Source organism: Aerosakkonema funiforme FACHB-1375 (assembly GCF_014696265.1).
GTDB lineage: Bacteria > Cyanobacteriota > Cyanobacteriia > Cyanobacteriales > Aerosakkonemataceae > Aerosakkonema > Aerosakkonema funiforme_A.
Genome location: NZ_JACJPW010000092.1, coordinates 1 through 17,819 on the forward strand (window position 1 = coordinate 1; position 17,819 = coordinate 17,819).

19 protein-coding genes and 1 pseudogene are annotated in these 17,819 nt (G+C 44.1%); 14 read left to right on the forward strand and 6 right to left on the reverse strand.

Going from position 1 to position 17,819, the window contains the following annotated elements:
- Positions 1-4: 4 nt before the first annotated feature.
- A complete protein-coding gene (locus H6G03_RS27340; protein ID WP_456057589.1) occupies positions 5-898 on the forward strand; it encodes an NADPH-dependent oxidoreductase in 894 nt (297 codons plus the stop codon).
- A gap of 45 nt (positions 899-943) precedes the next feature.
- Here the strand turns inward: H6G03_RS27340 and arfB are convergent, their stop codons facing one another.
- A complete protein-coding gene (arfB, locus tag H6G03_RS27345; protein WP_190471586.1) occupies positions 944-1,360 on the reverse strand; it encodes an alternative ribosome rescue aminoacyl-tRNA hydrolase ArfB in 417 nt (138 codons plus the stop codon).
- Positions 1,361-1,439: 79 nt separating this feature from the next.
- Between arfB and H6G03_RS27350 the strand changes: the two genes are divergently transcribed.
- From H6G03_RS27350 to H6G03_RS27380, 7 genes are all read left to right on the forward strand, one after another.
- Entirely contained in the window at positions 1,440-1,706 is a 267-nt protein-coding gene (locus tag H6G03_RS27350) for a Precorrin-3B methylase (RefSeq protein ID WP_190471588.1), read from the forward strand.
- A 194-nt stretch (positions 1,707-1,900) separates the two neighbouring features.
- Positions 1,901-3,190, forward strand: a complete 1,290-nt coding sequence (locus H6G03_RS27355) for a DEAD/DEAH box helicase (RefSeq protein ID WP_190471591.1) — start codon at positions 1,901-1,903, stop codon at positions 3,188-3,190.
- A 142-nt stretch (positions 3,191-3,332) separates the two neighbouring features.
- The gene (locus H6G03_RS27360; RefSeq protein ID WP_242056920.1) at positions 3,333-5,183 is read left to right on the forward strand and encodes an N-6 DNA methylase; all 1,851 of its coding nucleotides are present in this window, start codon (positions 3,333-3,335) and stop codon (positions 5,181-5,183) included.
- Complete coding sequence (locus H6G03_RS27365; protein WP_190471594.1) at positions 5,183-5,386, forward strand: type II toxin-antitoxin system HicB family antitoxin; 204 nt, start codon at positions 5,183-5,185, stop codon at positions 5,384-5,386. The genes H6G03_RS27360 and H6G03_RS27365 overlap by 1 nt, the downstream gene beginning before the upstream one ends.
- The gene (locus tag H6G03_RS27370) at positions 5,383-5,607 is read left to right on the forward strand and encodes a type II toxin-antitoxin system HicA family toxin (protein WP_190471597.1); all 225 of its coding nucleotides are present in this window, start codon (positions 5,383-5,385) and stop codon (positions 5,605-5,607) included. Before H6G03_RS27365 ends, H6G03_RS27370 begins: the two co-directional genes overlap by 4 nt.
- An 8-nt stretch (positions 5,608-5,615) precedes the next feature.
- Positions 5,616-6,863 (forward strand): type ISP restriction/modification enzyme, encoded by a 1,248-nt coding sequence (locus tag H6G03_RS27375; RefSeq protein ID WP_190471600.1) that lies wholly within the window; start codon positions 5,616-5,618, stop codon positions 6,861-6,863.
- A gap of 142 nt (positions 6,864-7,005) precedes the next feature.
- Positions 7,006-7,602, forward strand: a complete 597-nt coding sequence (locus H6G03_RS27380) for a cytochrome b (protein ID WP_322111985.1) — start codon at positions 7,006-7,008, stop codon at positions 7,600-7,602.
- Positions 7,603-7,630: 28 nt separating this feature from the next.
- On the opposite strand, the gene H6G03_RS27385 is transcribed toward H6G03_RS27380, so the two are convergent.
- From H6G03_RS27385 to H6G03_RS27395, 3 genes are all read right to left on the reverse strand, one after another.
- Entirely contained in the window at positions 7,631-8,242 is a 612-nt protein-coding gene (locus H6G03_RS27385; RefSeq protein ID WP_190471603.1) for a hypothetical protein, read from the reverse strand.
- A 265-nt stretch (positions 8,243-8,507) separates the two neighbouring features.
- A complete protein-coding gene (locus tag H6G03_RS27390; RefSeq protein WP_190471606.1) occupies positions 8,508-9,086 on the reverse strand; it encodes a thylakoid membrane photosystem I accumulation factor in 579 nt (192 codons plus the stop codon).
- A 51-nt stretch (positions 9,087-9,137) separates the two neighbouring features.
- Positions 9,138-10,181 carry a M23 family metallopeptidase gene (locus H6G03_RS27395; RefSeq protein ID WP_199315510.1) on the reverse strand — a complete coding sequence of 348 codons (1,044 nt, stop codon included), beginning with the start codon at positions 10,179-10,181 and terminating at the stop codon, positions 9,138-9,140.
- Positions 10,182-10,364: 183 nt separating this feature from the next.
- Between H6G03_RS27395 and H6G03_RS27400 the strand changes: the two genes are divergently transcribed.
- Positions 10,365-12,893, forward strand: a complete 2,529-nt coding sequence (locus H6G03_RS27400; RefSeq protein WP_190471609.1) for a sigma 54-interacting transcriptional regulator — start codon at positions 10,365-10,367, stop codon at positions 12,891-12,893.
- Here H6G03_RS27400 and H6G03_RS27405 read toward each other — a convergent pair whose 3' ends face one another.
- On the reverse strand, positions 12,894-13,229 hold the full coding sequence (locus H6G03_RS27405; RefSeq protein WP_190471613.1) for a hypothetical protein: 336 nt from the start codon (positions 13,227-13,229) through the stop codon (positions 12,894-12,896).
- A 326-nt stretch (positions 13,230-13,555) separates the two neighbouring features.
- On the opposite strand from H6G03_RS27405, the gene H6G03_RS27410 reads away from it, so the two are divergent.
- From H6G03_RS27410 to H6G03_RS27430, 5 genes are all read left to right on the forward strand, one after another.
- A complete protein-coding gene (locus H6G03_RS27410) occupies positions 13,556-14,164 on the forward strand; it encodes a DUF488 domain-containing protein (RefSeq protein ID WP_190471615.1) in 609 nt (202 codons plus the stop codon).
- Between the two features lie 111 nt (positions 14,165-14,275).
- Complete coding sequence (locus H6G03_RS27415) at positions 14,276-14,722, forward strand: DUF488 domain-containing protein (protein WP_190471618.1); 447 nt, start codon at positions 14,276-14,278, stop codon at positions 14,720-14,722.
- Positions 14,719-15,432 (forward strand): dual OB domain-containing protein, encoded by a 714-nt coding sequence (locus tag H6G03_RS27420; RefSeq protein ID WP_190471663.1) that lies wholly within the window; start codon positions 14,719-14,721, stop codon positions 15,430-15,432. The genes H6G03_RS27415 and H6G03_RS27420 overlap by 4 nt, the downstream gene beginning before the upstream one ends.
- Before the next feature lie 51 nt (positions 15,433-15,483).
- Positions 15,484-15,807, forward strand: coding sequence for a hypothetical protein (locus H6G03_RS27425; protein ID WP_190471621.1), 324 nt, complete (start codon positions 15,484-15,486; stop codon positions 15,805-15,807).
- A gap of 719 nt (positions 15,808-16,526) precedes the next feature.
- A complete protein-coding gene (locus tag H6G03_RS27430) occupies positions 16,527-17,405 on the forward strand; it encodes an iron-containing redox enzyme family protein (RefSeq protein ID WP_190471624.1) in 879 nt (292 codons plus the stop codon).
- Between the two features lie 220 nt (positions 17,406-17,625).
- On the opposite strand, the pseudogene H6G03_RS27435 reads toward H6G03_RS27430, so the two are convergent.
- Positions 17,626-17,811 (reverse strand): annotated as a pseudogene (locus H6G03_RS27435) (Uma2 family endonuclease); the annotation flags it as partial.
- Positions 17,812-17,819: the final 8 nt, after the last annotated feature.

A 17,819-nucleotide genomic window follows, 5' to 3' on the forward strand; every position in this document is an offset into this window, starting at 1 on the left:
CAAAATACTAACACTAAGAACTTGGATGTTGTACCAATTTGGGAGAGCCAAGTGGAGGTTTCATCGCATTTTGAACCCCCGTCCCTTTAGGGCTGGGGTGGCTTCAGGGTATGGCACAGATACATTCAATCTAGATAGCCTCTGGAATGAAACGTTGACAGCTATGCTATCCCACCGTTCAATTCGTGCCTATTTGCCTGACTTATTACCGCCACAAACTTTAGAACTTTTAATCGCTGCCGCCCAGTCTGCCGCTACATCTTCCAATCTGCAAACCTGGAGTGTAGTAGCGATCGAAGATCCTGCCAGGAAAGAAATTTTGGCTCAATTGGCAGGAAATCAAGCTCATATTCGCCAATGTCCGTTATTTTTAGTTTGGTTGGCAGATTTGGCACGACTGCATCATCTTGCTATACAACGAGGATTACCTGCTCAAGGTTTAGATTATTTAGAAATGTTTGTTACAGCAACAATTGATGCAGCGTTGGCAGCACAAAACGCGACAGTAGCAGCCGAATCTTTAGGTTTGGGTACGGTTTATATTGGCGGAATGCGAAACCATCCCGAAAAAGTTGCCGAAACCCTTCAATTACCGCCTCACTTGTTTGCTGTTTTTGGTTTGTGTGTGGGTTATCTCGATCCGGCGAAACCTGCGGCAGTGAAACCTCGTTTACCGCAAGCTGCCGTTCTCCATCGGGAAACCTATCATCTCAGTCAACAAGCAGAAGCGATCTCTGAGTATAACGATATTATGCAAAAATTTTACGAATCACAGCGGATGAACGTAGCAGGAGATTGGGTTGAACATTCATTAAAACGAGTGGCAACAGCGCAAGCATTAAATGGGCGCGATCGATTGAAAGAAATCTTGCAAAAACTTGGATTCCCACTCCTTTAAAGAGATAAGTTTGCTCAACATCGAAGTTGATAATAAAAGCAAAAATTACTCATCGTTAACTTTTCCGCGCAATGTCTTGATTTGCGATCGCTTAGTTTTGCTATCCAGACGTTTCTGTTGAGAACTGCGAGTTGGTTTGCTCTTTTTCCGGGGTTTGGGAACTGCGATCGCACTTTTAATCAAATCTTGCAGTCGTTGCAATGCTTCTTCTCGATTCTGTTCTTGAGTGCGATGTTCTTGCGCTTTAATCACAATCACACCTTCTTTGGTAAGGCGCTGGTCGTTCAATTTCAACAGTCGCTCTTTGTAGCGATCGGGTAATGAAGAAGCGATAATATCAAAACGTAGGTGAATCGCCGTCGCCACCTTATTTACATTTTGTCCCCCCGATCCCTGAGAGCGAACGGCACTCATTTCGATTTCATCTTCTGGAATAGCGACTGTGTTGGAAATTTGCAACATTATTCAAACTAAATTGAAACAAGAGCGAATACATCCATACTAAAGGTTAAAATTGAGGAGAGCGCGTTGCGATCGAACTATGGCAAAACAGGAAGAACCCCTCACAGGAGAAGCACTCATCAAAGAAGTCTGTCGGCGGATTCGGGTAGCTCGTAGCTACTGGGATGCTCATAATAATCCTGCCTGTCGGGGAGAACGAGAGCGAGCATTAGCCCTTTACAACACGCTGACCAAAGAACAAAAAGACGAAATTCCGCAACAGTTGCGAGTGTGGTTGCGCTACCGCAGTGAAAAATACTTTGGCGCACACCGCACACCACCCAAGTCCAAACGAAAATCGAAATAGTATTTTCCTCGCACTCTAGATGAAGAGTGATAATTTCTGTTATAATAAGCATCTGCCAGTACATTCCGGTCTGTTACTGACGCATTGGAAAAAAGCTGATTCAAGCTATCCAACTGAAACATAAATTTTTTGCTCTTAGACTGGCCCCAGGTATTTGATTTGGGATAGGGGCATTACTAGGAGCGATCGCATCCATGACATTTCGTAACCTCGGTCTTTCGACCGACCTGCTTCGTGCTGTTGCTGACTCTGGCTACACCTCACCAACCCCCATTCAGCAGCAAGCAATTCCCGCCATTCTGAAAGGGCAAGACGTTTTCGCCAGCGCCCAAACAGGAACGGGAAAGACGGCTGGCTTTACCCTGCCTCTACTGCAACTCCTGGACACAACCAACCCCAACAACGGGCATCGCAAGCCTCGCGCCCTCATCCTCACCCCCACTCGCGAATTGGCAGATCAGGTCAAGGATAGCGTCCAAACCTATGGCAAATACCTGTCCCTGCGATCGACAGCGATCTATGGCGGCGTCGGCATTGGGCCGCAAATTCAAACGCTGCGTCGGGGAATTGATATTCTAGTCGCTACGCCCGGTCGGTTGCTCGACCACCTTGGGCAAAAGACCGTAGACCTATCCCAGATAGAGATACTGGTGCTGGATGAATGCGATCGGATGTTAGATATGGGCTTCATCCACGACATCCGCAAAATCTTGGCGAAACTGCCCGCATCGCGGCAAACGCTGATGTTTTCTGCCACTTTCTCTAAAGAGATTCAGCAGCTTGCCAGCACTCTGCTAAATTCTCCGACACAGATCGAAGTGGCTCCCCGCAATACCGCCGCCGAACAGGTGGAACAGGTGGTTCATCCTGTCGATCGCGATCGCAAGCGAGAACTCCTTTCTTATATGATCGGGTTCCACAATTGGAAACAGGTACTGGTCTTCACCCGCACCAAACACGGAGCCAACCGTCTAGCCGAGCAGCTTGCTAAAGATGGGCTGAAAAGCACCGCAATTCATGGCAACAAAACTCAGGCAGCCCGCACCCGTGCCCTGCAAGACTTTAAGCAAGGGAAAGTGCGGGTATTAGTTGCTACCGACGTAGCATCGCGGGGACTAGATATCGACCAGCTTCCCCATGTGGTGAACTTTGAACTACCCAATGTCCCAGAAGACTACGTGCATCGCATCGGTCGCACAGGTCGCGCTGGAAACGTTGGACGAGCCGTTTCCCTAGTCTCTAGCGATGAATATCCACTCTTAAAAGACATCGAACGGTTGCTCAATCGAACCCTTGCCAAGCTAGTAATTCGAGGGTACGAGCCAACCTCCCCAGCTCAGCCTGTGGCAGAGCAACTGAAGCCGAAGCGATCGAATCAACGTCGCAGTAGCCAGGGAAAGTCCCAGACACCATCCACACCCACCCGCAGCAAAAAGTCCACAAAATCGGGGAATCGCGATCGAAAACGGCTCCGCACTGCCTAAGCCTCCTGCGATTACCGCCGAAAGAAGGCTAGATCCCCGACTTCTTAGAGAAGTCGGGGATCTGTTGCGCTGGCAATTGGAATACTGAGAGTAAGAAAGCGTTTGCCAAAACTTCATCAATCGCACCGAGGTTAAGATTACAATGCCATCTCTCTCGTTTGATACTTATTTAAAGTCAATTCAAAAGAACCTGCAAAAAGGAAGTGAGCGTAGCCATTACCCAGCATTAAAAAATTTGCTGGACGATCCCGCTAATGGAATTGACGCGGTGATTGAAGAAACAGGCAACAAAGCAGGGATTCCAGACTTTACGGTGAAGCGGCGAGAGTTGCTAGTGGGTTATGTGGAAGCCAAAGACGTTGAGCTAGATCTAGATCGGGTAGAAAAAACAGAACAATTACAACGATATCTAGAATCGTTTCCTAATTTGGTGTTGACCAATTATCTAGAGTTTCGCTGGTATGTCAACGGGAAGCGCAGACTTAAGGAGGTATTAGCCGATCGCAAAGGCAATACACTGCAAGTAAAAGATACTGACAAAATTGCGGCTCTGCTGGAGCAGTTTCTCAACTACACAGGCGAGATCGTAAGCAGTCCTGAAGACTTAGCGCGACAGATGGCGAGGTTAACAAAAGCGATCCGATTGGCAACAGAAACGGCTCTTAGCCTAGAGGAATCTGAGGGAGAATTACATCAATTAAAGCAGGGCTTTAGTGAAGTGTTATTGCCCGATTTGACTGATGCTGACTTTGCTGATATGTATGCTCAGACGATTTCTTATGGATTATTTGCGGCAAGAGTCGGTCATGCTCAAAATCCGGCGGGTGAAGTGTTTACCCGTCGCACTGCTGGCACCTATATTCCACCAACAAACCCATTTTTGAAGCGGTTGTTTAATACGATCGTCGAAACTGATGCGGTGAGTCAGATTGATTGGGCGATCGACGATCTCGTGCAATTGCTGTCTCAGGTGGATATGGGCAGCATTCTGGAAAATTTTGGGCGGCGTACTCGTCAAGAAGACCCGGTTGTGCATTTTTACGAAACGTTTCTGGCGGCGTATAATGCGGCTTTGCGAAAGAGTCGGGGCGTTTATTACACACCGGAACCTGTGGTGTCGTTTATTGTGCGATCGGTAGATGCGATTCTAAAAGATCGCTTTGATTTGCCGTTAGGTTTAGCCGATAATGCCAAAGATCCAGTAACGCAAAAGCCGAGAGTGCAAATTCTTGACCCAGCAACGGGTACGGGTACGTTTTTGTATGAGGTGGTGAAGCAGATTTATCGCAATTTAGAAGAAATTGGCATGGCGAACCAATGGGATAGCTATGTGCGAGATAATTTGCTGAATCGGTTGTTTGGCTTTGAGTTGCTGATGGCTCCTTATGCGATCGCTCACCTTAAACTCGGTCTACAACTACAAGAACTAGGCTACCAATTTAAGGGCAAACAGCGATTAGGAATTTACCTCACAAATACGCTAGATGAAGCACTGAAAAAGTCAGAGATTTTGTTTGGTCAGTTTGTCGCACAGGAAGCCAATGAAGCCTCAACGGTGAAGCGAGATACACCTGTAATGGTTGTAATAGGCAATCCGCCCTATTCGGGAAATTCGGCAAATAAAAGCGAGTGGATTGCAGGTTTAGTTAAAGATTATTACTATGTAGACGGTCTGCCATTAGGTGAGCAAAACCCTAAATATTTGCAGGATGACTATGTGAAATTTATTCGCTTTGGTCAATGGCGAATCGATCGCACAGGTTCCGGCATTTTGGCATTTATTACCAATCATGGCTATCTGGATAATCCCACGTTTCGGGGAATGCGCCAGAGTTTAGAGAAGACGTTTGACGAGATTTATCTGATCGATTTGCATGGTAACAGTCGAAAAAAAGAAGTTGCCCCGGATGGTTCACCCGATAAGAATGTGTTTGATATTCAACAAGGGGTAGCTGTGGCTATTATGGTGAAATATCCCAAGGAGAAACCGTGATGAAATGGCGTGTTGTACTTGAAGCCGATGCTGAAACGGGAGACTGGTCTGTTTGGTGTCCAGAATTACCGGGTTGTGTTTCGGCAGGAGAAACAGAAGAAGAAGCCTTAGACAATATTCGTGAAGCGATCGCGCTCTATCTTGAACCAGACCCGATCGAATTAAAATCAGGCACAATTTTGCGGGAGGTTTCCGTCGGATGACCCGCGACCGTCGCATGAATGCAGGTGAAGTTGAGCGGATTCTGGAGCGTTATGGATTTGCATTGATTTCTCAAAAGGGCAGTCACCGCAAGTGGAGAAATCTCGATCGCCAACTTCAAGTAATTGTGCCTTACCACAAGGGACGCGATTTGCCTCTGGGTACGCTACGCAATATTATGATTGGTGCTGACATTCCAGAAAGCGAATGGAAAACGGAGTAAAGTAATCAATGGCTAAGATTTATCACGCCGATCTCTGGGGTTCACGGGAAGATAAATATCGCTATCTTCAAGAGCATGATATTACTACCATTGAATGGACAGAAATCTTTCCTCAATCACCGCTCTATCTTTTCATACCTCAAGACAAAGATTTGCGTACAGAGTACGAAGCTGGCTGGAAAATTACTGAAATTATGCCAGTCAACTCAACAGGAGTCAAAACTCATCGAGATCATTTTGTGTTTGATTTTGATTTATCAGAACTCCAAAAACGCATAGAAAAATTTAGAGACTTAAACATTTCAGATCGAGAAATTAGCGAAACCTATGAGCTTCAAGATACGAGAGATTGGAAGTTAAGCCAAAGACGGCGCTCTCTAAAATCAAACTCTGATTGGGAAAGCTTTTTTACACAATGTCTTTATCGTCCATTTGACTGGAGGGCATATTATCACCATGAAGATGTAGTTGAACTTCCTAGATACGAAGTTACACGACATCTTCTTGAAGAAAATAATTTGAGCTTATGTACGACCCGTCAAGTAAATAGTGAATTTAAGCATATATTTTGTACTAAGTATCCCGTTACAGACTGTACAGTTTCAGTAGCTACGCGAGAACGTACTTATTTATTTCCATTGTATTTGTATCCTGACCCCAGGAATTCACAAAAATCCCTTTTTGAAAGTAATGAAATCGAAACTAACCTAGCTCAGAAGTTTGTTCATGCCATTCGAGAGAAGCTTGGTTACATTCCCACTCCAGAAGCAATCTTTTACTATATCTACGCTATCTTCCATAGCCCCACCTATCGCCAACGCTACGCCGAATTTCTCAAAATCGACTTTCCCCGTGTACCGTTAACCAGCAGCGATCGGCTATTCAAAGACCTGGGGGCAAAAGGTGAGGCGTTGGTAGACCTGCACCTGATGAAATCGAAGAAACTCAATAAGCTGATTACTAAAATGGATGGCGATGGCGACAATGCCGTTACTGAAGTTACCTATAAACCCGCAGAACAAAGAATTTATATCAACAGAAACCGCTATTTTGAAGGCATCACACCCAACGTATGGGAATTTAATATTGGTGGTTATCAGGTATTAGATAAATGGCTGAAGGATCGCAAGAAAGCCAGACGCACCTTATCCTTTGATGATGTATTGCACTATCAAAAAGTCGTGATTGCCCTCAAAGAAACCATGCAGATAATGCAAGAGATCGATCGATTGATTCCCGGTTTTCCGATCGAGTAGACCTTAATTGTCAAGCACTACTAGGATAAGACAATATAAGCCTAAATAGAGTGTATCAGAGCGATAAAATGAATGATTATCGCGAAAATTCTGCGTTCCGATCCATTCTACAGACTCAAAATTTTAGAAAGGAGAAACTCAGGTGACTGTTGCCCAGATTAGAAGTAAAAAAGGCAAAAAAAAGACCGATGCTCAGAATTTATGGTTTTTACATTGGTTAATGGCCGCCTGCTTTCTCGTGCTTTTTGCCACTGGCGCTTACATGACCGATTTGCCAGAGGAAGTAACGTATGGGGAGTCTTTATACGGATTCCATAAGACGCTTGGGGTAGTGGTGATGAGTATACTGCTGGCCAGAATTTTTGTGCTGCTGCGCGTCATCCAACACAAGTATAGGCGGCGTCAGCCCAATTTGACCGGGGAATGGCTGAAAACATTTGCTTTTCATACAATTCTCTACATTTTTATGCTGTTCGTTCCCCTAAGCGGCTATTTTTGTACCAACTCTCATGGCTACGATGTAGTTATATTTGGCACTGGTATTGCTTTGCCAGACTTATTTCCAGAAAACAAAGCACTGGCCGATTTCAGCACCAGTCTGCATTTTTGGCTGTCTTACACATTTTTGGCGACGATCGCAGTCCATGCGATCGACCAATGGAAATACTTGCGGGCGCAAATGCGACGTTTGTACAAAGCGTTGATAAGTCAAAAGTCAAAAATCAACAGTCAAAATTAAAAATTGCTTCCCTCTCCCTAGAAAACACTTAACAAATCGGTCGATTTCCGGGCTTTACCGCATGGATATACTCGCTGCCGGAAGTCGGCCATCCCCGTTTGTAAACAGCTTCCTCCGGCTTTCCCCATCCCAGCTGCAAGATAATTTCTAGGAAATCGGACTTTTCAAAGTTGCACAAACCCGCCCATTCGGTGCGCTGAGAAATTCTGCCCACATCAGCAGGAGAGATCGATCGAAAATCCTTGCCATTATTCACACTCAAATATAAATCCATTCCCGCCGTCACCTCATACCAGAATGCTAATATTGAAGGTTTAGCAGCTTTGAGCGTCTCGATATCGCTGGGCAGAGCAATCAACTGGGCATCTACTTCCGGCATTCGCAGAGTTTTCCCTTTCACCGCGACTTGTCGCCAGACAATACCGGAAACATCGTTTTCCCTTTGATAGCGGTGAATCGTCTCTTTAAAATCTTGATAAGCGGCAAACTTTTGCGCTCCCTCGGATTTGAGAAACCGATCGATTAAAGGATTGCCAGAAGCTTCCGCAGTTAAGTTAAGGCGCTGACCCATGAGGCAGGCTTGGCGCTCTTGGGCCAAAATTTCAATTAGTTCCTTAGTGGTGTAGATGTTGTTGGACATAGAAACACCATCTGGGACGGTTAGGTGGATATTATGTTCTAGGATTATTTTGTATTTTGTTTAATATTACACACCTAAAGATCGATAGTAGGTTGGGTAGAGTGCCAGCGAAACCCAACAAATATTCTTACTTCCTTCCCCTCGTAAAATTATCGATCGCAAGTTACCTGTTGTTCTTTTCTCCCCCACTCCCCACTCCCCCTAATACAATAAGGTGAAAAACACTGAGGTGGTTGGGTTTCGTCACCTCAACCCAACCTACAGCTTATTCGGCGAGTTCCGTACTGAACTCATTCACCAATCGCGGTTTCAATTGTACAGATTGCGATCGAGGTTGCAAGTTAAACAGTTCGCGGAAAACATCGTCTACCCGCTCAAACGGCACTTGTCCCTTCTCATTGAGAACTTCCTTACCCGATCGATCGAGTAAGACAACTTGAGGTACAAAACCTTTGTAGTAATACCCAGGTTCCGTCGTTTCGTAGGTAGATTTGGCTGGGATACTATCCACGCTAACGGGGATAAAATCTGCCGCCCGACCGTAAAATGCTTGCAGTCGGGAAACCACAACAGCATATTGCTTGCAATCCTTGCTGTCATCTACATAGAACACCAACAAAGTCGGCTTATCTGCCTGCAAAGATTGTGCCAAAGTCACTTTTGGCGGCACTAAGGAACCATTCCCGCCATAAAGGACAAACACATTGCCCTCAAAGTAATCGTCGTTGATACCCGCTAAAGCAGGTGGCGTGCCGATGAGTAACAAACAACTCAGGACTGCTACCAGCGTCAGCAGCCAGCTGGCAAAAAGCCTTCGCCAGTAATTCAGAAAAACCGATCTCACTCTACGTACCTGCTCTGAAAAACTTACCTAAAGTCTTAATCTAGCTCTACTTCAGCGCATTCGCACTTCTCGCTTCACGTCAATCAGTACCTTACCATTACGGATCAGGCGATATTCTCCTCGCCAAACACCAGGCGATAACGGTTGATTGGCGGACGCCTTTTTGCCAACATAGCTCAACCAAGCTCGACTGGGCTGAGCGAGGTCTTGTTTGCGGACGGCGAAAGGTTTACCGTCGGGTGCGGTAAGTTGAAATTCTTGTCGATCGCCCTGAAGCACTCCATATGTTTGCACCCAAAAAATCAGCGCCGGACTGTTGTGAGAAAGTTCTGTTTCCGAAAAGCGTCCTTCCCAGATAGCGTTCATAGTTGGTGCTTCGGTGGCAAAACCCGATCGCACCAGACCTGTGGGAACGTAACTCAGAGGCTGTTCCCATAAAGGTTTGCGATCGACTCGACAACCAGTCCCAGCATTGGCACCCACAAACGGGTCTACAACTTTATTCTGGTAGCGAACGGTCAAATGAACGTGAGGGAAGGAAGCTAAACCGGATTCTCCTACCATACCCAACACCGTACCGGCAGCGACTGCGGTATCCGGTTTGGCAACAACGCTGCCGTTGCGGAGGTGACAGTACTGTGTTTGCCAACCGTTGCCGTGGTCAATCACAACTCCGTTACCGCATTCTCTACCTTGAACGTTGGCTTTATCGGTTTCATCGGCGACTCTGCGATCGCTCACTCCGTCCCTAACTCGGAGGACTTTACCGGCAGCGGCTGCTTTGACGGCTACGCCTGCTGCCATCGCCCGTTCATCTGGAATCGCAAAGTCCGTACCGGTGTGATCGTTGTAAGTTTGGCGACCGCAGCCAAAATCGACTTCTGCTGGGCTGGGGTCGCGGTCTACGTAGTGCATGATAAAGCAGTTTTGACCGAGCGTGCAGTCGATCGGCAGCTTCAGTTTGAAGGCAGTTGCGGCGTTAGAGGTGTTTTCTTTACCGAAGCACGCGGGAAGGAGTGCCAGGAAGAAAACAAGAAGTGCGGTGACGAGAAAAGATTTTTTCATGGCAGGAATAGTTAAAAAGGCGAATTGCATTTCAGCTGCTGCGACTGAAGTAAATTGCCGCGAGGATAATCAAACCCAGAAGTGCTAAGGGCACCCACAGATCGATCGGATCTGACATATTAGTTCCTTTTTTGTTGGCAATAACACCTAAAAATTAATATTCTTGATTATATATCTTTAAAATGTAAAGTGAAGCTTATAGGAGCGCCAACGATGACAGCAAGCGACGCGGTAATTTGGCTAAAAGAACGAACAGCTCTAAGCGTGCTGTCGGATGAGGTATTGGAAGCGATCGCGCCAGTTTTGATCGAAAAAGTCGTACCCAACCAAACTCGCCTCGTGCTGGAAGATACGCCACCGGAAGGTCTTTATATCCTCAAACAAGGACGGCTGGAGGGCGATCGCATCAATCAAACAGGTTCGGTTTGGGGTATCAGTTTACTCCCAGGTGCGATCGTTCACGCACAAGAGCTACTATTTGGGCAGTTGGCGCAAAGAACTGTCCAAGCGCTGAGCGAATGTCAGGTGTGGTTTATTCCGGCTGACAAATTTCGGGAATTAGTTGTCAAATACCCGGAAATTACCCAGACTTTTTCCCAGCAACTGGCAATGGAATTAGCGCAGATATCTTCTCAATTAACTTATGAGCAAGAACGCCAAACTATTTTACGTCCCTACTTAGTAACTAAGGCGAAACGAGGAATTGTAGGTAAAAGTCGTTATGCTGTGCGTTTGCGACAGCAAATTAAAAAAGCCACAGAAGATCGCCGTTCGGTGTTAATTTTTGGGGAACCGGGACTGGAAAAAGATAACATTGCCGCTCTGATTCATTTTAGTTCGTCTCAGCGACGACAACCGATGATTAAAATTGATTGCAGTAAGTTGCAGGCAAACGGTGTAGAACTTTTTGGTCGTGCTGGGGGAAAATCTGGATTAATTGAATGGTTGGGAGAAGGAAGTTTACTTCTCAACAATATCCAAGAACTGCCGCCAGAATTGATGCCCAAAATAGCTGAATTGGTGAAAAGTGGCACTTATACACCAGTCGGAAATAAAGGGTCGGAATCGTCGCTCAAAAGTAAGTGTCTAGCACGCATTCTGATGATTTCCGAGAAAACCTTACCTGCGATCGATCGCAGCGTCGGTCATGCAGTCAAAGTTCCGCCTCTGCGAGTAAGAAAAGCGGATGTTGCCGATCAAGTAGAATACTACTTTAGATTGTTTTGTAAAGCTAAAGGTATAAACAAACCTCAAATAACATCAGAAGCTTTGCGATGGTTGCAAGCCTACGATTTTCCTGGCAATCTCAGAGAGTTGCAAAGTTTGGTGGAAAGAGCGATCGTCCAATCCCCTGGTGCGAACGAGCTAACCGAAGCTGTTTTTTGGTCTGCCCAAACTAAGAAAAAACAATTTCGCGTCAATCTCTTAAATGCCTATCCAAGTTTGCGACGATTTTTACGCAGTCCCTGGTGGCCGGATAGAATAAATTATGGCTTCACATTAAGCTTTTTTGCAATTGTTATAGGGATCTTATTTTTTGGCCCTCAGCATCGCCATCAAAATGTGGCTTTAAATTTATTTTGGGCTTGGTGGTGGCCTTTAGTTCTGATTGGTTTTCCCTTTGTAGGACGCCTGTGGTGTGCTGTTTGTCCATTCATGATATATGGGGAAGTTACGCAGAAACTTTCCCTATGGCTTTGGCCGCGTCAGCTAAAGCGGTGGCCGCGACAGTCAGCGGAAAAGTGGGGAGGATGGTTTTTGTTTGGCTTATTTGTTTTAATTTATTTGTGGGAAGAACTTTGGCATTTAGAAGATACTGCTTACCTTTCTGCTTGTTTGTTGCTGTTAATTACTGCCGGAGCGATGATTTTTTCCGCTATTTTTGAGCGGCGATTTTGGTGCAGGTATCTGTGTCCGATCGGTGGAATGAATGGCTTATTTGCCAAATTATCGATGACCGAATTAAGAGCGCAGCAAGGAACTTGTTCGGCAGAATGCACTACTTATCAATGTTACAAAGGTGGGCCTCAAAAAGGGGAGGGCTTGGAGACTGATGGCTGTCCTTTATATTCTCATCCAACCCATTTGGAAGATAACAAAGATTGCGTACTTTGCATGACTTGCCTCAAAGCTTGTCCCCATCGATCGGTCGAGTTAAATTTGCGTCCGCCAGGGATTGAGTTATGGACTACTCATGTGCCTCATGCCTATGAAGTGGCGCTGCTAATGTTGTTGTTGGGAGGTATATATCTTCATCGCCTGCCGGAATTAGAATCTTGGTTGGGATTGAATTTCAATTTAGATTTGTTTTTGCCTCATTTGGCATTTGTTCTGGTAGTTTTGATTGTGCCTACATTAGTTACTTTGTTGGCATATGGCTCGATTCAGCTATTTAATCGTTTGTTGAAACCGCGCTCGTTTGTAGAGTTGGCTTACGGTTATTTACCTCTGGTTTTGGGGGGTAATTTGGCTCATTATTTGCAACTGGGTTTGGGCGAAGCGGGACGAATTCTGCCATTAAGTTTGGCTACTTTTGGGTTTAGCGGTGAAGGTTTACCGATATTGGTAGCGCATCCAGCCACGATCGCATTTTTGCAGGGAACAACCCTGATTTTTTCTGTGCTTTTGTCAATAGTCTTAACGCAAAAAATTGCTCGTCAACCGCTGCGATTTTTGCTGCCGCAACATTTGGCAACGATAGTTTTGGCAGCAAGTATGTGGGCAATTATTATCGCAAGCTAGTTACTGCTTGACTTCAATAACGTTTATCGGATCGCCAGATAAAGTTTCTTTAGCTGATATGAGGTTGAGACATTGTGATTTTTTTTGCTTGGCGAGACTCGCATAGTTACGCAAGTCGGCAAAGCGCCAGCCATCGATCACTTTGTCGAAATGTGCAACAGCTGCTGTGCAATCAGCGTTTCGGTATGCTTCGTATCCGATGGTGTAGTTGTTAGCGTCTATGAAAAATCGACCGACTGTATATCCAGAAGCAGCAACATAAAGAAGAAGTGCCACAAGCTCAATTGGAGGTTTGAAAAGGTGTTTGGCGTTTTGGGATGAGTGTGTGGAAAACATAACTAATCCTCAAGTATCAGGAGTGTCAATTTGGCTTGGATATAACTAAGCCTTGAATTTTGGCCTGATATCGGGTGTGCCTGACCCAATGGCACTTATGCAGCCTGACATCATAAGTTATATATACAAGCTGACTAGCTGTGATTCCGGATGGCGGATGGCGATCGCAAATACAACCTTTTCTGGCTGAGTTTAAATCAATCAAAATAAGTTATTAAAACGATATGATTTACTTATGATTTGGCTGGCTTGGGGCAGTTGGGTCATTGTTGGCTGGGTCAATCGTCAAACACACTTACTACAGGGGCAAAATCAAACTCATAATTATGCAGCTATTCACCATAGGTCACTCCAATCTCAGTATTGAAGCTTTTATTTCGTTGCTTCAACAGCATGAAATTACGGCGGTGGCGGATGTGCGATCGCATCCCTACAGCCGTCGCTTACCCCATTTCAATCAATCCGCCTTAAAAGCATCATTACAAAACATTGGCATTCGCTATGTTTTCCTGGGTCGAGAACTAGGTGCAAGACCGGAAGATTTAAGCTGTTACGATAATACTGGCAAAGCGCTTTACGAAAGAATTGCTGCCACTAACCTATTTGCCGAAGGAATTCAACGCTTAGTTAAAGGTGCTGAAACTTATCGAATTGCGATGATGTGTGCGGAAAAAGATCCGCTTACCTGTCATCGCACTATTTTAGTTTGTCGCCAACTGGGAAAATTTGAGGTGCAGATTAATCATATTTTATCAGATGGCAGTTTGGAAACGCAAGAGCAACTAGAAAAAAGGCTCTTAAAGAAATTTAATAAAGATAGCGATCGGCCCATTCAATTAAGTTTATTCGATCCGTCACCTATCAAAGATGAAATCGATCTAGAAGAAGCTTATAATCGACAAGGTAACGAAATTGCATATGTCAAAGAAGATTAGATCCCCGACTTCTTGAAGAAGTCGGGAATCTAGGCAGCATTAGATCCCCGACTTCTTGAAGAAGTCGGGGATCTAGGCAGCAAGTTTTACTTATTTTAGAGGTATTCGACCATGAATAAAGAGATTAACTTATTTACGATCGGCTTTACTCAAAAAAGCGCCGAGCAATTTTTTGAGACTTTGCTGAAAGCAGGAGTACAGCGAGTCATAGACACGCGACTGAATAACGTTTCCCAATTAGCTGGATTTGCCAAACGTAAAGACTTAGAATATTTTCTCCGCAAAGTAGGCAATATCGAATACATTCACATTTTAGACTTAGCACCCACTCAAGATATCCTTGATGCTTATAAAAAGAAGAAAGGTGATTGGGAAACTTACGAAAAACAATTTATCGATTTAATCGTAAAACGCAAAATAGAGGAGAAAGTTTCGCCAGATATTTTAGATGGAGGATGTCTGCTATGTAGCGAAGCAAAACCACATCATTGCCATCGCCGCTTAGTTGCCGAATATTTAAATAAAAAGTGGGAAAATGTGAAAATATGCCATCTATGACACGGATAATTTGCCTTGCTAATTCATGGAAGCGAGGTGAAAGGTGCATCGCCGGAATTACTCCCATGAAAGGACAGTGGATTCGTGCTGTTTCCGATTTACCAGATGGTAAAGTTACCAAGGAAATGCGACTGATTGGGGGAACAGAACCCGGATTATTAGATATTTTAGAAATTCCCTTAGCCAAAACTGGGCCTGATTATGGTTTCGAGAGCGAAAACCTTTCCATATTGCCAGGAAAATGGATGCGTTCTGGACAAGTTCCCCCAGCTTACCTGCTCCAATATTGTAGCAAAGAAGAATATATTCTGCACAACGATTTGAGATATGTGGAAGTGCCATATTTGCAATCATTACCACTATCTCAGCGTCGCACCTTGGAACTGGTAAAAGCAGTAGAAATATCAGTTAAACCTCTTGGCGTGAAATATGAAGGCAGTCAAAAATGGTCAGGTACAATAGTCACTGAAAATAATCAAACATTGACAACAACTATCACCGATCCGGTATTTGTGAGGAAATTAGATTTAGGATATCGTCCGAAAAATCATTGTTTAGTCACAGTTAGTTTGAGTATGCCTTGGCGACCTCCCGATTGGGAAAGAGGCGATCCTTGTTGGAAATTGATCGCGGGTGTAATAGAGTTACCTGATTCTGGGAAGAAGAAAGTAGAGGTGAAAAGCGATGAATATGACGAACTGCCGTTTTGAATTTCTGATGGTATAATGAGCATAAGTAGTCGCAGCAAAGGAAGTGAAATTATGGCAACAAAAATTTATTCTTTGAGTGCCACCCAAACAGATGATTTACCCAGATTATCACTGCCGGAATCATTTTATAAAGAGCATCCCCAATGGACTAATGCCAGCGTGAAAATAGAGGTATTATCTGATAACACTCTCCTGGTGAAGTTAGTAGCTGAAGATGAGGATGATGAAGAAGAGGAAGACCCCAAAATGCTGCGACTATTCCTAGATGCGCTAATGGCAGATGCAATCAAAGATCCATCTATTCTTGTGCCTTATACAGAGGAGATGAAAGCAGAAGAAGACGCACTTTTGGAAGGAGTTACATTAGACTCATGACTCATCTAATTTCGCATGGGTGGAATATCCGCTTCCACCCTTTATTCAGCAAACAGCGGCTAGATTTAGTTAATGATGTTAAGAAAATTAAAGCTCGATTATCGGAAGAAAAAGAATATCGAAGTAACTTGAAGGGAAACTTCTTCATATATTGTAACTTTCTGCTCATCTATCAAAGCCTCTCGATCCCATTTTTCTTTAAGTCCTTATCTAGTAAGCTTTTGAGCCCTTCAGTTTCTCAAATTTTTGGCTTTGATAAGCAAAATTAATCACACTAAGTCCGTCAGAGCCGATTATTTCTTAAATTTGCTCTTTTTCTGTCTTGACATTGGGAAGTACTATACCTTACCTTAGACTCCATCGAAGTGCAAAGTCATTGCTGTTGATTTTCGCCACGTTTATATCTTTGGCGGCTCATTTCATTGTACGACTTGCGATATTCGACAAGATGGTAAACTAGAAGAATAAGGTTTGACTATGTGGTTAGTTGTTGATATTCAGTAATTTTCCACTGGCTGGGCTAAAGATTTTTTTGTGTACCTGTAATTCCTTTTCTCAATTATGTCAATTTTAATTTTATGCTCTTGAGGATAAACATGGAAAACACTTCATTAACGATAAAATTAGAGGCTGAGTCTAACTGCAAATTTCCCCCCACAGATATGCTTCCGTTTAACACTGAAGCATTCATGGGCAGTAAGCGGGAACAATTCCACTGTATGCTAAATCTGGAAACTTATCCGCAAGCTTTGCCAGATGTTTTAAAATTAGCAGAGAGTTACTTTAAAGAGAGTAGCGACTATTCTAAATATCCAGGGTTTAGTTATAGTCTTGATGCCTTTGAAGATTGGTTAAATTATGAATACAATAAAGCTCTTTCCTCAACCAAAAAAGACTACTGGCTAGATTCAGGAGAATTATGGAATGGATTAAATGTAGGCCGATTTTCTCAAGAATTGGTATTAGTACGATTGCTTCAAAATGCTCCATTTGCCTTGTTGGATGGAGTATGGCTAACCAATATCCTTCCTTGCGGTCCGAGTAACCAGGTGGAGTGTATGCTCTTTCGTATTCGTATGGATGAAGGAGGCAATGGAATATTTGAGCAGCATCACCCTAACCTCTACGATCGAACAATTAAAAATCTTGGTATTGACCTCGCTCCGGTGGAAAGTCGTGCTTTTATTGAAAACTCTAACCTGATGGATTTTGCCTTTGAAGAGCCAGTGTTTCAACTCGCTGTAGGAATGTTTCCTCGGCGTTTCTTTCCAGAATTATTGGGTATGACACTTTATTTAGAGTGGGGGGAAACTCCCGTTTCTCTACAACTGGCTAAGTGTCTAGAAGGTCGCAATATCAACCCCTTCTACTACACAGTTCATAAGAAGGTTGACAATATCAAGGATGGGCATGGCTTTATAGCGAAAAAAGCCGTAGAACTCTATTTGCAGATGATTTTAGATCGCGAGGGAGAAGAGCAGGTACCACTATATTGGCAACGAATTTGGCAGGGCTATCATACCTGGGAAAAGCTTGGTATTGCCTTTGAGCAGAATACACAAACTCATTTGGCAGCTTTGAAAGATTTACTAGATTAGTTCTTGATGGCAAGCTATTTTATATAACGTGAGTCTCTCCCGTACTTAAGGTGATAATTTTTGCTAATCAGTTGGTCTTTTAGCTTCAGTAGTGGGAAGCTCAACGCTCTGAGGCTAATAAGTTAGTTTTTATATCTATGACTAAGCTAAAGCCGTCATACCACAGGCTTTGCCAACCATCTATTAGATTTTGCGATCACCTCAAGTACGGGAGAGCCAATTTATTCAAGGAAGAACTGGTATAATTTGATTCGATCGCTAAGTCAGGCGGTGGATCGGTTTGCAAATCTATTATTTTGCTTCTGACTAGCGATTCATTTTGAATATAAAAACATGGTTCGATCGCACTGGTTAAATCTTCCCGTTCCAATAGTAAAGCACCCAATTCCATAATCTCAATTTCTAGCGGTTTCC

What these genes read in the sequence shown, in the direction of transcription:
- H6G03_RS27420 (WP_190471663.1), top strand. Translation starts at nt 14,719, where the DNA reads ATGACACGGATAATTTGCCTTGCTAATTCATGGAAGCGAGGTGAAAGG.
- H6G03_RS27425 (WP_190471621.1), top strand. Translation starts at nt 15,484, where the DNA reads ATGGCAACAAAAATTTATTCTTTGAGTGCCACCCAAACAGATGATTTA.
- H6G03_RS27405 (WP_190471613.1), bottom strand. Translation starts at nt 13,229, where the DNA reads ATGTTTTCCACACACTCATCCCAAAACGCCAAACACCTTTTCAAACCT.
- H6G03_RS27355 (WP_190471591.1), top strand. Translation starts at nt 1,901, where the DNA reads ATGACATTTCGTAACCTCGGTCTTTCGACCGACCTGCTTCGTGCTGTT.
- H6G03_RS27410 (WP_190471615.1), top strand. Translation starts at nt 13,556, where the DNA reads ATGCAGCTATTCACCATAGGTCACTCCAATCTCAGTATTGAAGCTTTT.
- H6G03_RS27385 (WP_190471603.1), bottom strand. Translation starts at nt 8,242, where the DNA reads ATGTCCAACAACATCTACACCACTAAGGAACTAATTGAAATTTTGGCC.
- H6G03_RS27400 (WP_190471609.1), top strand. Translation starts at nt 10,365, where the DNA reads ATGACAGCAAGCGACGCGGTAATTTGGCTAAAAGAACGAACAGCTCTA.
- H6G03_RS27415 (WP_190471618.1), top strand. Translation starts at nt 14,276, where the DNA reads ATGAATAAAGAGATTAACTTATTTACGATCGGCTTTACTCAAAAAAGC.
- H6G03_RS27395 (WP_199315510.1), bottom strand. Translation starts at nt 10,181, where the DNA reads ATGCAATTCGCCTTTTTAACTATTCCTGCCATGAAAAAATCTTTTCTC.
- H6G03_RS27360 (WP_242056920.1), top strand. Translation starts at nt 3,333, where the DNA reads ATGCCATCTCTCTCGTTTGATACTTATTTAAAGTCAATTCAAAAGAAC.
- H6G03_RS27430 (WP_190471624.1), top strand. Translation starts at nt 16,527, where the DNA reads ATGCTAAATCTGGAAACTTATCCGCAAGCTTTGCCAGATGTTTTAAAA.
- H6G03_RS27365 (WP_190471594.1), top strand. Translation starts at nt 5,183, where the DNA reads ATGAAATGGCGTGTTGTACTTGAAGCCGATGCTGAAACGGGAGACTGG.
- H6G03_RS27375 (WP_190471600.1), top strand. Translation starts at nt 5,616, where the DNA reads ATGGCTAAGATTTATCACGCCGATCTCTGGGGTTCACGGGAAGATAAA.
- H6G03_RS27370 (WP_190471597.1), top strand. Translation starts at nt 5,383, where the DNA reads ATGACCCGCGACCGTCGCATGAATGCAGGTGAAGTTGAGCGGATTCTG.
- H6G03_RS27350 (WP_190471588.1), top strand. Translation starts at nt 1,440, where the DNA reads ATGGCAAAACAGGAAGAACCCCTCACAGGAGAAGCACTCATCAAAGAA.
- arfB (WP_190471586.1), bottom strand. Translation starts at nt 1,360, where the DNA reads ATGTTGCAAATTTCCAACACAGTCGCTATTCCAGAAGATGAAATCGAA.